The organism is Mesorhizobium sp. L48C026A00 (assembly GCF_000502375.1).
Lineage (GTDB): Bacteria > Pseudomonadota > Alphaproteobacteria > Rhizobiales > Rhizobiaceae > Mesorhizobium > Mesorhizobium muleiense.
In genome coordinates, this window is the sequence record NZ_AYWU01000005.1 from 261,265 (window position 1) to 274,668 (window position 13,404).

Sequence of the window (13,404 nt, forward strand, 5' to 3'; positions counted from 1 at the left end):
GAAACTCCTTGCAGCAGGGGTCAGACCTTGGCGAGAGCCTGTTCCAGATCGGCGACGATGTCGTTGACATCCTCGATGCCGACCGAGAGCCTGACCGTATCCGGCCCAGCGCCGGCGGCGACCTTCTGTTCGTCGGACAATTGCCGATGCGTGGTCGATGCCGGATGGATGACCAGCGACTTGGTGTCGCCGACATTGGCGAGGTGCGAGAACAGTTCGAGCGCCTCGACGAATTTGATGCCCGCCGCATAGCCGCCCTTCAGGCCGAAGGTGAACACCGCGCCGGCGCCAAGCGGCGAGTACTTCTTCTGCAGCGCATTGTTGTTGTCGCTGGGCAGGCCGGGATAGGACACCCAGGCGATTTTTGGGTGGTTGGACAGCCACGCGGCGACGGTGACCGCATTGTCGCAATGGCGCTGCATCCTGAGCGGCAGGGTTTCCAGGCCGGTCAGGATCAAGAACGCATTGAAGGGCGAGATCGCCGGGCCCATGTCGCGCAGGCCGAGCACGCGCGCGGCAATGGCGAAAGCGAAATTGCCAAATGTTTCGTGCAGGACGAGGCCGCCATATTCGGGGCGCGGCTCCGACAGCATCGGATATTTGCCGGATTTCGACCAGTCGAAGGTACCGCCGTCGACAATGGCGCCGCCGATCGAATTGCCGTGGCCGCCGATGAACTTGGTCAGCGAATGCACGACAATGTCGGCGCCATGCTCGATCGGCCGCACCAGATAGGGCGAGGCCAGCGTGTTGTCGACGATCAGCGGCAGGCCATGCTTGCGGGCGATGTCGCCGATCTTTTCGATGTCGACGAAGACGCCGCCCGGATTGGCCAGGCTCTCGATGAAGATCGCCTTGGTCCTGTCGTCGATCTGGCTTTCGAAGGTCGAGATGTCGTTGGTGTCGGCCCATCGCACCTGCCAGCCGAAATTCTTGAAGGCGTGGCCGAACTGGTTGATCGAGCCGCCGTAAAGCCTTGTCGCGGCGACGAAATTGTCGCCCGGCTGCATCAAGTTGTGGAACACAAGCACCTGCGCGGCATGGCCCGACGCGACGGCCAAACCCGCGGTGCCGCCTTCGAGTGCCGCGATACGCTCTTCCAGCACCGCCTGCGTCGGGTTCATGATCCGGGTGTAGATGTTGCCGAAGGCTTTTAGCCCGAACAGCGAGGCGGCATGGTCGGCATCATCGAAGACAAAGGAGGTCGTCTGGTAAATCGGCGTGGCACGCGCGCCAGTCGCCGGATCGGGCTTGGCGCCGGCATGGACGGCGAGCGTGTTGAAACCGGGCGTGCGGGTCATGGATTACCTCCCCTGAATGCTGAATGGTGAATGGTGAATGGTGAATGGTGAATGGTGAATGGTGAAGACAACGTCGGCCAGCCCCATCCTGATTGCAAGCGGCTCATATGCCGCTGTGGCCGCCTTCCCGAAAAATCCTTCTATTCACCATTCACTATTCACCATTCACCACCTACTTCCGGCGGACGCCAAAACTCTGGAATCCCGGCCGCATCAGCGGCTTCTTCGACGACAGCACGCCTGAGTTGACGCCGGTCCAGCCGATCTCGCCTGACAGCTTGCCATATTCGATCTTGGGGCAGCGGTTCATCACCACCTTGATGCCGGCGGCCTCGGCGCGTGCAGCCGCCTCGTCATGGCGCACGCCAAGCTGCATCCAGATGACGTTCGGCAACGGATCGAGCCGCAAGACCTCGTCGACGACGCCCGGCACCGCCGCGGAGCCGCGAAAAACGTCGACCATGTCGATCGGCTCGGGAATATCGGCGAGCCTGGCGTAGGTCATCCGGCCAAGGATTTCCTTGCCGGCCTGGCCGGGGTTGATCGGGAACACCGAAAACCCCTTGCCCAGCAGGTATTTCAGCACGAAATAGCTCGGCCGCACATCGTTGGCGGACGCACCGACCATGGCGATGGTCTTCACCGAATTGAGGATGCCGGCGATATAGGCATTGTCGTAGGCGTCATGGTTCATGCGGCGTCCTCATACAGAGCTTCGGCGAGAAAACCATCCGGACCGTAGCAGAAACTGCGCATCATGCGGAAATGGTCGTATCGTGGAAAGCCGTGGGAAACGCGGTCAACCCGGCAGCGAGATGCTGCCGTCTTCCGCGATCGGAAAAGCCGGATTATGCGCCACTTCCCAGATATGCCCTTCGGTGTCGGCGAAATAGCCATACCAGCCGCCCCAGAAGGCGCGGCCGGCCGGCTTGACGATCCGGCCGCCGGCCTTCTCGGCCATCGTCAGCACGTCATCGACCTCCGCGTCGGAGCGCGTGTTGTAGGCGAGGTAGATCGCCGACGGCGCCCTACCGAACGTAACGCCTGAATCGGCTTCGGCGCTTTCGCGCGGGAACAGCCCGAGAATGACGCCGCCCATCTGGAAGAAGGCGACGCCCTCGGTGATCCCGGCATGGCGGGTCAGGCCCATCGCCTCGTAGAAGCGCGTGGCGCGCTCGAGATCATCGACGGCAATGGTGATGATGGAGATGCGAGGCTCCATGTCTATTCTCCGTCCCTATTCCTCCGTCCATTCCGGCTTGCGCTTGCCGATGAAGGCGCCGATGCCCTCTTCAGCGTCGCGCGCCAGCATGTTCTCGACCATGACGCGGCCGGTATAGGCATAGGCGTCGGCCAGCCCCATTTCGGCCTGCGCGTAAAAGGCTTCCTTGCCGGTCTTGACGACCAAGGCCGATTTTGCAGCAATGGTTTGCGCGTATTTGGTGACAATCTGATTGAGATATTCGCGCGGCACGACGCGGTTGATCAGGCCGAATTCCTTGGCCGTCGCCGCATCGATGGTCTCGCCGGTCAAAAGCATCTCCATCGCCTGCTTGCGCGAAACGTTGCGCGACAGCGCCACCATCGGCGTCGAGCAGAACAGCCCGATATTTACGCCCGGCGTGCAGAAGGTCGCCTCGTGCGAGGCGATCGCCAGATCGCAGCTCGCGACCAGTTGTGCCCCGGCCGCCGTCGCCAGGCCATCGACCTCGGCGATCACCGGCCTGGGATGGCGCACGATCGCCTGCATCAGTGCCCCGCAGGCGGAAAACGTCTCCTCGAAGAACGCCTTGCCGCGATCGGCATCGGTGCGGCGCGCGGTCATTTCCTTGAGGTCGTGTCCGGCGCAGAACATTTTTCCGGCGGCCGCCAGGACGATGACGCGGACGGATCTGTCGGATTTGGCGCGGTCGAGTTCCGCCGTCAGCGCCGCCATCACCGCCAGCGACAGCGCATTGGCCGGCGGATTGGCGAGCGTCAGGCGGAGCACGCCCTTGTCCAGCCTCGTGACAACAGGACCTTCGGCAACAGCCGGCTTGATGGCGACGATTTCAGCCATTTTTCAAACCTCTTCCCATGTCTCCAACCTCATCATTGGCCAGCGGCATCGGGTTCGCGGGGCCATGGAACAAAAGAACTAGCACGCTGTCGATTGAAGAACAGGCTTAAGGCGTGTTTTCTCAGGCCACGGCACATACAGGAAACCGCCTATGCCTGCGCAAAAAAATCTCAAGCCGGTGCTGACCGCGGCGCAGGTCAATGCGCTGATGGAGACCGTCTATCCGCAGCTCAACGACCAGTTCACCTTCTACGAAGCGATCGAGGTGTTTGCGGGCGGCTGCACGGTACGCCTGAATGCCGACGAGCGGCATTTGCGCCCCGGCGGAACCGTGTCGGGCCCGTCGCTGTTCACGCTGGCCGACATAGGCGGCTATGTCTGCGTGCTTTCGCATGCCGGGCCGGACGCGCTTTCGGTCACCACCAATCTCACCATCAATTTTGTCCGCAAGGCCGAGGCCGGACCGATCGATGGTCATTGCCGCATCCTGAAGCTTGGCAAGAGCCTGATGGTGTTCGAAATCGACATCGTCGCCGGACCGGACGGACACACGGTAGCGCACGCCACGGGAACCTATTCAATCCCGCCGAAGCGGTTTGATCATGTGGTAAAATAATACCTTTATCTCAAACCTTTGTTTTTACTGTGTTTTCTCCGCCCTGTTGGTTTTCATCAGCCTTGACGTGATACCTCCCCCTCGCCTATAAGCCCTCACGGAACAGCGGCCCGCAAAGGCCGCCGTTTTGTTATTGGCGGCGGGCGAGCGCTCGGCGTCAATCCAAGCAACAAGAAACGCCTTTCCTTGTCGTTCGTCGATGGGGAAGGTCCGAACCGAAAGCAACAATCCATGGCAACCTTTTCGCAGAAGCCTGCGGATGTGGTGAAGAAGTGGGTGCTGATCGACGCCGAGGGTCTCGTCGTCGGCCGTCTCGCCACTGTCATCGCCAACCATCTTCGCGGCAAACACAAGCCCACCTTCACCCCGCATGTCGACGACGGCGACAACGTCATCGTCATCAATGCCGACAAGGTGGTGTTCACCGGCAAGAAATTCACCGACAAGGTCTATTACTGGCACACCGGCCACCCCGGCGGCATCAAGGAGCGCACCGCGCGCCAACTGCTCGAGGGCCGTTTCCCCGAGCGTGTCGTCGAGAAGGCCGTCGAACGCATGATCCCGCGTGGTCCGCTCGGCCGTCGCCAAATGAAGAATCTCCGCGTCTATGCAGGCACGGAACATCCGCATGTCGCCCAGCAGCCCGTCACGCTCGACGTGGCCAAGCTGAACGCCAAGAACAAGAAGGTTTCGTAAAATGGCTGAGCTTTCCTCGCTCGCAGAACTCGGAACTGCCACCGGCAACACCAACACGCAGCCGGCTGCACCCGTCCATGTCCAGAAGCTCGACAAGTCGGGCCGCGCCTATGCCACCGGCAAGCGCAAGAACGCCATCGCGCGTGTCTGGGTGAAGCCCGGCTCCGGCAAGATCGTCGTCAACGACAAGGTGTTCGCCGAATATTTCGCGCGCCCGGTCCTGCAGATGATCCTCAACCAGCCGATCATCGCTGCCAACCGCGCCGGCCAGTACGACATCGTCGCCACCGTCATCGGCGGCGGCCTTTCCGGCCAGGCCGGTGCGGTGCGCCACGGCATCTCCAAGGCGCTGACCTATTACGAGCCGGCGCTGCGTCCCGTGCTCAAGAAGGGCGGCTTCCTGACCCGCGACAGCCGCGTCGTCGAGCGCAAGAAGTACGGGAAGGCGAAGGCCCGCCGCTCGTTCCAGTTCTCGAAGCGCTAAGCACTGCTTCAGCTCCAGACAGTCGAAACGGCCGCCTCCGGGCGGCCTTTTCTTTTGGTGAACCTGGCCCAAATTTAGGAACGATCGGCCGGTACCTTGATGAAGTCGATAAACGCCCGCAACGGCGCCGGCACGAGACGCCGGCCGGGATAATAGAGGAACGGCCCGGGGAAGCTCTGCCACCAAGGTTCGAGGACGGGTTCGAGCGCACCGCTCTCAAAGTGAGGGCGAAGCCAGTCCTCGAACAGGCTGACAATGCCGGTACCGGCGATGGCTGCAGCGACGGCGAGATCGGCCGCTCCGCCCAGGGTCACGAGAAGCGGCCCCTTCGGATCGACCCGCACCACCTCGCCGTCGCGCTCGAATTCCCATGGCGGCATTGCCCCGCTGGCGAAGCGGCCGCGCAGGCAGGCGTGGCCGAGCAGGTCGCGCGGGTGTTGCGGCCGGCCATGGCGATCAAGGTAGGCAGGGCTGGCGGCGGTGGCAAAGCACTGCAGGCGCGGTCCGATCGGCACCGCGATCATGTCCTGTTCCAGCCGCTCGTCGTAACGGATGCCGGCATCGCAGCCTGCCGCCAGGACGTCGACAAAGCTCTCCTCGGCAATCACCTCCAGCCGGATGCCGGGATAGGCAGCGAGAAACCCCGGAACGATGCCGGGCAGCACCAGCCGCGCTGCGCTGACCGGCACATTGAGGCGCAACGTACCTGCCGGCCTGTCGCGGAAGCCATTCACAACGTCGACGGCCGATTCCACCTCGGTCAAGGCTGGGCCGAGCCGAGCCAGCAAGCTCGCGCCCGCTTCGGTCAGCACGACGCTGCGGGTCGTCCTGTTGAGCAGCCTGACACCGAGCTGCGTCTCGAGGCGGCGCACCGCCTCGCTCAAACCCGACGCACTGCCGCCGCTGGCGCGGGCGCCACCGCGAAAACCCTTGGCCCGCGCTACGCCACGAAAGCGTTGAGGTCTCCGAGGTCGATCTTCATTGTTCGACATTCCGTACAGCCCGTGCGGAATGTACCCAATTATCGTGAGATCGGACAGCGCCTATCTCAACCTCAACTGAACGGAGATAGACCATGTCCAGCATTGACCTTTCCGGCACGTTCACTCTCGGCGACCGCACCGTGAAGCGGCTCGGCTACGGCGCCATGCAGCTCGCAGGACCCGGCGTCTTTGGTCCGCCCAAGAACCATGGCGCGGCATTGGCCGTGCTGCGCGGAGCTGTTGCGCGCGGGGTCAATCACATAGACACCAGCGATTTCTACGGCCCGCACGTCACCAATCTACTCATCCGTGAAGCGCTCGCGCCCTATTCCGACGATCTGACGATCGTCACCAAGATCGGTGCCCGTCGCGGCGCGGATGGCTCGTGGCTCCCGGCCTTCTCGCCCGAAGCGCTGACGGAGGCGGTGCACGACAATCTGCGCAATCTCGGGCTCGACGTGCTGGACGTCGTCAATCTCAGGATCATGTTCGACGCGCATGGCCCCGCCGAAGGCTCGATCGAGGCGCCGTTCACTGTGCTGGCCGAGCTTCAGCGACAGGGCCTGGTGCGTCATATCGGGCTCAGCAATGTCACGCCGGCACAGATCGAAGAGGCGCAACGGATCGCCAGGATCGTCTGCGTCCAGAACCAATACAATCTGGCGCACCGGGGCGATGATGTCTTGATCGACAAACTCGCCCGCGACGGTATCGCTTATGTGCCGTTCTTTCCGCTCGGCGGCTTCAACCCGCTGCAGTCGTCTACCCTGTCCGGCGTCGCTCAGCGCCTGGGCGCCACGCCGATGCAGGTCGCGCTCGCCTGGCTGCTCGGTCGCGCGCCCAATATCCTGCTCATCCCCGGCACGTCTTCCGTTGCGCATTTGCGGGAGAATCTTGCCGCGGCCGAACTTGAACTGCCGGAGGATGCCGCGAGGGAGTTGGACGGCGTGGCGATGGCGGTATGAGGATTGGCGAAAGCGGCAACGAGCCAATCTCGCCATGATCGACAGGCTGGCGGGACAGCGCCCCCCTCTGCCCTGCCGGGCATCTCCCCCACAAGGGGGGAGATTGGCAGCTTCGCGGACAGCGTCCTTTTTGCAAGGTTGGTGGTTGGCGAAATCAGTGATGAAGGCCAATTTCCCCCCAAGTGGGGGAGATGCCCGGCAGGGCAGAGGGGGGCGCGAAGGATCGCTACAGAGCGCTTTTATTCTGAGCCGCTGCATTCTTCGGCGGATGTCACGGAATGGATCCCAGGGTCTGCGGCGCGTCGCTTCGCTCCTTGCTCCGCCCTGGGATGACGAAGGCATGGTGGCCTGTGGCTAATCCCCAGCGTCAGAGATGGTGGTTGCAGGCCGGCCGGCAGCGCGACCGCCGGTCAAAGAACCAAATCCACGGCGCAGAGGAACTAGTTGATGCTCGCCGTATTCGCCGGCTCCGCCGGCCGCGCCGCATCCGAATAGGGCACGCGATAGCCGTTTGCCGCCAGCCAGTCGATCGCCGCTTTCGGCTCGTCGGTCTGGATGATGGTGGCGCCGCGCTCGGCCCAGAAGCCGTAGGTCTCGCGCGGCAGGCTGGCGAACACCGCCAGTTCATCGCCGCGACCGCCGGCAAGGAAGCCGCCCGGCTTGTTGACGATGGCGTAGGTATTGGCCCAGATGTGCCAGTCGCCCCTTATCGCCGCGGCGCGCATGCGCGGGCTGAACAGCGGACCGCCGGTCTCGGTCAGCGTCTCCGCGCCGTCCCGCCAGTTGATCATCTCGACCGCGCGCGGCGAAAAGGCGCCGCTGACCTTCTCGGCAAAACCGGCGTCGCGAACCGCGTCGTCGGCAATGATCGGCATGAATTGGAAACCGCTGCCGATCGCGCCCATGGCGGCCTTGACAGTGGTGATCCTGGCCGGGTTCCACAGGTTCTCCTTGACGATCACCTGTTCGGCCATGCCAAGGTCACGCGCCACCGCGATCATGCCGGCCAGGCTGTCGACGTCGAGCTTGTTGTCGATGTTGACGAGGATTCTGTCCCTGGTCGCCATCAGCATCTCGCGCAGCGTCGAAACCGGCTCGTCGGTGACGGCGCCGGTGCCTTCGATCACCAGCCTGCAGGTTTTGAGTTCGGCCAGCGTGCGCTTGACCACCTCGCCCGTGCAGTTCGTCGTGCGGTCGAGCCAGCTGTCATGCATGACGACGAACTGGCCGTCCTTCGAGCGCCTGACATCGACCTCGACGATTTCGGCGCCAAGCGCGATCGATGCCTCGAGGGCGGCGATCGAGTTCTCCGCAAACAGCGTCTTGCGGGCCTGCAGGCTGCCGGCGCGGTGTGCCGCCACCATGACATGGTCGCGCCACTGGTTGGCGTGTTCGAAACGGTCGAGAATCTGCCTGGCGCGTGTTTCGCCAGCCAATGCCGAGCCAGTGAGCAGCACCGAGGCGGCGGCAAGCACAAGTTTCAGCCAGGTCGTTCGCATGAGAATCGCTCCTACCGGATGCAAACCCGGATAAGCGACGCGCGTGACAGCCCAGTGAACGAAGCCGGCTTCGCAAATGCCGGAAAGTGAGGTCAATGCCGGCTGAAGCGCCTGTTCTTCAATTCGAACGACGCAATCGACTTGCCGAGATCAAGTACCGCCGTCCTGGCGGTCGGTGGCCGGCTTGGCGTCCTGAAATCTGCTGCGTTCCCCGGCTGACAACCATCCCGCGCAAGGACGGCTGGCTACTTTCGGTTGTATTCATGCATATCTACGCAAATTCCGGGTTGGCCATGCGGGCTCACCTGGCAAGCAAGAAGTTGTGACCGAGTTCGAACGGCCATGGCCCTCGGAAGGGGTCGCATTTCCTGGAATTATATCCAATAAGGTGGCGCTCGACGCACAGGAGACCGCTTCATGCCGAACACCAACATCGACCACGCCTTCACCGCCCGGGCCAGGACGGGTGCGTCCTTCGAGCCGACCTATGCCGGCGCGCTGTCGTTCATGCGACGCAAATACTCGAAGGACGTGAAGGGCGCGGACGCGGTGGTGTGGGGCATCCCCTTCGACGCCGCCGTCACCAACCGGCCGGGCGCGCGTTTCGGACCGCAGGCGATTCGCCGCGCCTCGACCATCCTCGACAACGACCCGCAATACCCGTTCTCGCGCGATCTGTTCGAACATCTCGCCGTGGTCGACTATGGCGATTGCCTGCTTGACAGCGGCAACCACCAGAAGACGCCGGGGACGATCGAGCGCGAGGCGGCAAAGATCCTGAAATCCGGCGCCTTCCTGCTATCGCTCGGCGGCGACCATTTCGTCACCTGGCCGCTACTCAAGGCGCATGCCGCCATCCACGGTCCGCTGGCCCTGGTGCAGTTCGACGCCCACCAGGACACTTGGCCGGACGACGGCAAGCGCATCGATCACGGCTCCTTCGTCGGCCGTGCGGTCAAGGAGGGGATTATCGATCCCGACCGTTCGATCCAGATCGGCATCCGCACCCATGCGCCCGACACCTTCGGCATCAAGATCCTGTACGGCCACGAAATCGAGGACATGCGCGCGTCCGATATCGCCTATGCCATCGTCGACCGCACCGGCGGCAAGAAGGCCTACGTCACCTTCGACATTGATTGCCTCGACCCGGCCTTCGCCCCCGGCACCGGCACACCGGTCGCCGGCGGGCCGTCCTCGGCAAAAATCCTGTCGGTGCTGCGCCAGATCAATCAGCTCGACATCGTCGGCGCCGATGTCGTTGAGGTTGCGCCGGCCTATGATCACGCCGATATAACGGCAATTGCCGGGTCGACGGTGGCCATGCACTATCTCGGGCTGCTGGCGGAACGAAAGGCCCGGCTCGAAGAGATGAACAACGGCAATCACATTGTTGCCGGATTGAACCAGGCAAGTGGCATATAATTTCGAACTATCAGGGAATTCAGGCAGGCAAATGAAACCGAAAATCTTCATCGATGGCGAACACGGCACCACCGGTCTCCAGATCAGGGCGCTGCTTGCCGAGCGCGGCGACCTGGAGATCATCTCGATTCCGACCGAGCGCCGCAAGGAACCGGCAGCCAGAGCCGAGTTCCTCAACGCCGCCGATGTCGCGATCCTGTGCCTGCCGGACGCAGCCGCGAAAGAAAGCGTCTCGCTGATCAGCAACGACACGACAAGGGTTATCGACGCCTCGACCGCGCATCGCGTGGCAGAAGGCTGGGAATATGGTTTTGCCGAAATGGACAAGGCTCAGGCGCGCAAGATCGCTTCGGCGAAGCGCGTTACCAATCCAGGCTGCTGGCCGCAAGGGCCGATCGCGACGCTGAGGCCGCTGGTCGCGGCCGGGCTGTTGCCGCCGGATTTTCCGGTCACCGTCAACGGCATTACGGGCTATTCGGGCGGCGGCCGGCCGATGATCGAGGACTATGTCGCCAAGGGCGAGGAGGCGTCGGAATTCCTGCCCTACGGGCTGACCCTGCAGCACAAGCATGTGCCGGAGCTCAGGACCTATGCGAAGCTGTCACATGATCCGATCATGCAGCCGGCGGTCGGCAATTTCGCGCAAGGCATGATCACCGTGGTGCCGCTGCAACTCGGCGGCCTCGACTATGTGCCGACCGGCGCCGAGCTTCATGCGGCGATCGCCGACCATTTCGCCGCCATCGATGGCGGCGTGGTCGAGGTGGCGCCCTATTCCCATCTGGAGCGCGTGCCGGATATCGATCCGGAAACCTACAATGGCACCAACCGGATGATGCTCCATGTCTTCGCCAACGACGACAGGGCCCAGGCGCTGCTGTTCGCCGTCTACGACAATCTCGGCAAGGGCGCCTCGGGTGCTGCCGTGCAGAACATGGATCTGATGCTCGGCCTCAAGCACTGAATGGACGCTCCGGCATTCCCAGGCCGCTGGAAGGTCAGCGCGCCAGAACTGATTGCCGAGACGTTCAGCAGCCGCATCTGGAAGGTTGTTCGCGAGGACGGCTCGCCGGCGATCGTCAAGGCTCTCAAGGCTTTCGACGACGTCGAAGACGAGTTGCGCGGCGAGCATTTTCTCGCCTGGCGGCGCGGCGAAGGCGCGGTGCGGCTGCTCGGCCGCGACGGCCACTGCATGCTGCTCGAACATGCCGGTGAAACCTTGCTGTCACAGGTTCTCGCCGAGCAGGGCGACAATGCCGCTACAGCAATCGCGGCCGAAGTAATGGCAAGACTGTTCTCGCCATCCGACCACCCTGCCCCACCAGACCTTCAGCCGCTGCGGGTGCGGTTTTCCTGTCTGTTCAACAAGGCGAAGATCGATCGCGACGCCGGCGAAAAGAGCTTTTACGTCGAAGCGGCTGCGACTGCGGAACGGCTGTTGGCCAATCCTGTCGAGGTGCTGCCGCTGCATGGCGACCTGCATCACGACAACATCATGCTGGGAGCGCGTGGCTGGCTGGCGATCGACCCGAAGGGCGTTCTCGGCGATCCCGGCTTCGATGCGGCGAACATGTTCTACAATCCGCTCGACCGCGACGACCTTTGCCGTGATCCCCGCCGGATTGCCGACACGGCCGAAATCTTCGCCAGAACGCTCGGCCAGACGCCGCCAGCCATTCTGGATCACGCCATCGCCTATGGCTGCCTGTCGGCATCATGGCATCATGAAGACGGCAATGCGGTCGAGGAAAGCCGCGAATTGTCCATTGCCACGGCGATCAGGACGGTGCGGCTCAGCCTCTGACGGCGATCTGGTTGGGCATGGGATAAGCGCCCTTGGTGCCGCGCCAATGCGCTGCGGCAAAGCCCAACAGGACAAGCGCGAAAACCTGATGCGTCAGCGCCATGTGCAGCGGTACCTGCATCAGCAGCGTGCCGATGCCGATCAGCGCCTGCACCAGCACCAGCAGAAACAGCAGCGTCGCGCGGCGCGCATGGGTGGTGCCGGGCTGGCGCCGGTGCGTCGCGATCATGTGCCAAAGTGCTGCGACGAAAATAGCGTAGGCGCCGAGCCGGTGGATGAACTGGACCGTCTTCGGGCTCTCGAAGAAGTTGCGCCATGCCGGCTCGAGGATCAACAGGTCGCCGGGGATGAGCTTGCCGTCCATCAGCGGCCAGGTGTTGTAGCTCAGGCCGGCATCGAGCCCGGCGACCAGCCCGCCGAAATAGATCTGGATCAGCGCCAGCAGCACCAGAAAGCCGGCCAGACGCTGGGTCGAGCGGTCGGCCGCGGGCTCGGAATGCGGGGCCAATCCACGCGCGACCACCATGGTCGCGGTGAAGATCAGCGCCGCCAGCGTCAGATGCGTCGCCAGCCGGTATTGGCTGACGGAGACGCGGTCGACCAGCCCGGACGCCACCATCCACCAGCCGATCGCGCCCTGCAGGCCGCCGAGAAGAAGAATGCCCAATAATTTCGGACCAAGACCGCGTTCGATGCGGCGCGTCGCCCAGAAAAACACCAGCGGCACGGCGAAAACCACGCCGACACCGCGCGCTAGGATCCGGTGCAACCATTCCCACCAGAAGATCGACTTGAACGCTTCGAGGCTCATGCCCTTGTTGAGCTCGGCATATTGCGGGATCTGCTGGTAGCGCTGGAATTCCTCCTGCCATTCGGCGTCGTTGAGCGGCGGGATGATGCCGTGGATCGGCTTCCATTCGGTGATCGAAAGGCCGGATTCGGTGAGCCTGGTGGCGCCGCCGACCAGCACCAGCACAAACAGCACCAGGAGCACGACGTAGAGCCAGCCGCGCACCAGCGCCCGGTTGCGCAGGTCGCGGTCGCGGGTCACGAAAGGCGCGGCAGCTATGGCAGCCATGGTCTTGTCCCGGCAGGTTGCAGTCGCGGATTGGTGAACCATCGCAATCCAACTGGCAAGACCGGACAGCGCGGCACGCCGTCGCGCCGCTTCTTGGCTGTTGCGTGCCTCTTCCGTTGGGCCTAAGCGATAGGGATCAACCGGATCGCGAAATGCCCATTCGCCTGAAAAAGCTGATCGGAACAATCCTGCTGGTGGCGCTGGTCATCGTCTATGCGCTGGTCGCATCGATCGTGGCGGTTGCGCAACTGGCGGAATCGGGACCGTGGGCGCATTTCCTGTTCTTCCTGCTCAGCGGCATGCTCTGGGTGCTGCCGGCCATGGGCATCATCAAATGGCTGATCCTGGAGCCGCCGCGGCCGAAGAATTGAAGCTCGCTCGCCGCCGCGGTGAAAGCCTGACGCTTGCTACCCGAGGTGTAGGGCAGCTCAGGGTGGTTTTCTGCCTTCCGTGTCGCCGATCGGAACGCGCCGGCGGCACCAATTGTTGTCGTT

At 63.2% G+C, this 13,404-nt stretch carries 14 protein-coding genes and 1 pseudogene; 8 read left to right on the forward strand and 7 right to left on the reverse strand.

The window, feature by feature from the left end; all coding sequences use genetic code 11:
- Positions 1 to 20: 20 nt before the first annotated feature.
- From X738_RS53580 to X738_RS53595, 4 genes are all read right to left on the reverse strand, one after another.
- Entirely contained in the window at positions 21 to 1,301 is a 1,281-nt protein-coding gene (locus X738_RS53580) for an O-acetylhomoserine aminocarboxypropyltransferase (RefSeq protein WP_023798348.1), read from the reverse strand.
- 172 nt (positions 1,302 to 1,473) lie between these two features.
- Positions 1,474 to 1,995, reverse strand: coding sequence for a CoA-binding protein (locus X738_RS53585; protein WP_023798349.1), 522 nt, complete (start codon positions 1,993 to 1,995; stop codon positions 1,474 to 1,476).
- Positions 1,996 to 2,100: 105 nt separating this feature from the next.
- Positions 2,101 to 2,523: a VOC family protein gene (locus X738_RS53590; protein WP_023798350.1), complete on the reverse strand. Its 423-nt coding sequence runs from the start codon at positions 2,521 to 2,523 to the stop codon at positions 2,101 to 2,103.
- A gap of 15 nt (positions 2,524 to 2,538) precedes the next feature.
- Entirely contained in the window at positions 2,539 to 3,360 is an 822-nt protein-coding gene (locus X738_RS53595) for an enoyl-CoA hydratase (RefSeq protein ID WP_023798351.1), read from the reverse strand.
- 151 nt (positions 3,361 to 3,511) lie between these two features.
- On the opposite strand from X738_RS53595, the gene X738_RS53600 reads away from it, so the two are divergent.
- The 3 genes from X738_RS53600 to rpsI all read left to right on the forward strand — a co-directional run bounded on the left by X738_RS53600 (position 3,512) and on the right by rpsI (position 5,156).
- A complete protein-coding gene (locus tag X738_RS53600; RefSeq protein ID WP_023798352.1) occupies positions 3,512 to 3,976 on the forward strand; it encodes a PaaI family thioesterase in 465 nt (154 codons plus the stop codon).
- Positions 3,977 to 4,207: 231 nt separating this feature from the next.
- Positions 4,208 to 4,672 carry a 50S ribosomal protein L13 gene (gene rplM, locus X738_RS53605; RefSeq protein WP_023798353.1) on the forward strand — a complete coding sequence of 155 codons (465 nt, stop codon included), beginning with the start codon at positions 4,208 to 4,210 and terminating at the stop codon, positions 4,670 to 4,672.
- A gap of 1 nt (position 4,673) precedes the next feature.
- Positions 4,674 to 5,156: a 30S ribosomal protein S9 gene (rpsI, locus tag X738_RS53610; RefSeq protein ID WP_023798354.1), complete on the forward strand. Its 483-nt coding sequence runs from the start codon at positions 4,674 to 4,676 to the stop codon at positions 5,154 to 5,156.
- A gap of 74 nt (positions 5,157 to 5,230) precedes the next feature.
- On the opposite strand, the pseudogene X738_RS53615 reads toward rpsI, so the two are convergent.
- Positions 5,231 to 6,138 (reverse strand): annotated as a pseudogene (locus tag X738_RS53615) (LysR family transcriptional regulator).
- A gap of 93 nt (positions 6,139 to 6,231) precedes the next feature.
- Here X738_RS53615 and X738_RS53620 point away from each other — a divergent pair.
- Positions 6,232 to 7,104, forward strand: coding sequence for an aldo/keto reductase family oxidoreductase (locus tag X738_RS53620; protein ID WP_023798355.1), 873 nt, complete (start codon positions 6,232 to 6,234; stop codon positions 7,102 to 7,104).
- 440 nt (positions 7,105 to 7,544) lie between these two features.
- On the opposite strand, the gene X738_RS53625 is transcribed toward X738_RS53620, so the two are convergent.
- Entirely contained in the window at positions 7,545 to 8,603 is a 1,059-nt protein-coding gene (locus X738_RS53625) for a glycerophosphodiester phosphodiesterase family protein (protein WP_023798356.1), read from the reverse strand.
- Between the two features lie 417 nt (positions 8,604 to 9,020).
- On the opposite strand from X738_RS53625, the gene speB reads away from it, so the two are divergent.
- From speB to X738_RS53645, 3 genes are read left to right on the forward strand one after another with little or no spacing between them, the layout of a single operon-like run.
- Positions 9,021 to 10,028: an agmatinase gene (speB, locus tag X738_RS53635; protein ID WP_023798358.1), complete on the forward strand. Its 1,008-nt coding sequence runs from the start codon at positions 9,021 to 9,023 to the stop codon at positions 10,026 to 10,028.
- Positions 10,029 to 10,059: 31 nt separating this feature from the next.
- Complete coding sequence (gene argC, locus X738_RS53640; protein ID WP_023798359.1) at positions 10,060 to 10,992, forward strand: N-acetyl-gamma-glutamyl-phosphate reductase; 933 nt, start codon at positions 10,060 to 10,062, stop codon at positions 10,990 to 10,992.
- A complete protein-coding gene (locus X738_RS53645) occupies positions 10,993 to 11,832 on the forward strand; it encodes an aminoglycoside phosphotransferase family protein (RefSeq protein ID WP_023798360.1) in 840 nt (279 codons plus the stop codon). It begins immediately after the preceding gene.
- Here the strand turns inward: X738_RS53645 and X738_RS53650 are convergent.
- The gene (locus X738_RS53650; protein WP_023798361.1) at positions 11,822 to 12,910 is read right to left on the reverse strand and encodes a COX15/CtaA family protein; all 1,089 of its coding nucleotides are present in this window, start codon (positions 12,908 to 12,910) and stop codon (positions 11,822 to 11,824) included. The two genes, X738_RS53645 and X738_RS53650, sit on opposite strands and share 11 nt — an antisense overlap.
- A gap of 152 nt (positions 12,911 to 13,062) precedes the next feature.
- Between X738_RS53650 and X738_RS53655 the strand changes: the two genes are divergently transcribed.
- Complete coding sequence (locus X738_RS53655) at positions 13,063 to 13,281, forward strand: DUF2842 domain-containing protein (protein ID WP_023798362.1); 219 nt, start codon at positions 13,063 to 13,065, stop codon at positions 13,279 to 13,281.
- The last annotated feature ends 123 nt before the right edge of the window (positions 13,282 to 13,404 follow it).

Bases quoted from the DNA above. Each gene is read 5' to 3' on its own strand.
- X738_RS53650 (WP_023798361.1), bottom strand. From the start codon at position 12,910: ATGGCTGCCATAGCTGCCGCGCCTTTCGTGACCCGCGACCGCGACCTG.
- argC (WP_023798359.1), top strand. From the start codon at position 10,060: ATGAAACCGAAAATCTTCATCGATGGCGAACACGGCACCACCGGTCTC.
- X738_RS53585 (WP_023798349.1), bottom strand. From the start codon at position 1,995: ATGAACCATGACGCCTACGACAATGCCTATATCGCCGGCATCCTCAAT.
- X738_RS53590 (WP_023798350.1), bottom strand. From the start codon at position 2,523: ATGGAGCCTCGCATCTCCATCATCACCATTGCCGTCGATGATCTCGAG.
- rplM (WP_023798353.1), top strand. From the start codon at position 4,208: ATGGCAACCTTTTCGCAGAAGCCTGCGGATGTGGTGAAGAAGTGGGTG.
- X738_RS53580 (WP_023798348.1), bottom strand. From the start codon at position 1,301: ATGACCCGCACGCCCGGTTTCAACACGCTCGCCGTCCATGCCGGCGCC.
- X738_RS53625 (WP_023798356.1), bottom strand. From the start codon at position 8,603: ATGCGAACGACCTGGCTGAAACTTGTGCTTGCCGCCGCCTCGGTGCTG.
- X738_RS53595 (WP_023798351.1), bottom strand. From the start codon at position 3,360: ATGGCTGAAATCGTCGCCATCAAGCCGGCTGTTGCCGAAGGTCCTGTT.
- rpsI (WP_023798354.1), top strand. From the start codon at position 4,674: ATGGCTGAGCTTTCCTCGCTCGCAGAACTCGGAACTGCCACCGGCAAC.
- X738_RS53645 (WP_023798360.1), top strand. From the start codon at position 10,993: ATGGACGCTCCGGCATTCCCAGGCCGCTGGAAGGTCAGCGCGCCAGAA.
- X738_RS53600 (WP_023798352.1), top strand. From the start codon at position 3,512: ATGCCTGCGCAAAAAAATCTCAAGCCGGTGCTGACCGCGGCGCAGGTC.
- X738_RS53655 (WP_023798362.1), top strand. From the start codon at position 13,063: ATGCCCATTCGCCTGAAAAAGCTGATCGGAACAATCCTGCTGGTGGCG.
- speB (WP_023798358.1), top strand. From the start codon at position 9,021: ATGCCGAACACCAACATCGACCACGCCTTCACCGCCCGGGCCAGGACG.
- X738_RS53620 (WP_023798355.1), top strand. From the start codon at position 6,232: ATGTCCAGCATTGACCTTTCCGGCACGTTCACTCTCGGCGACCGCACC.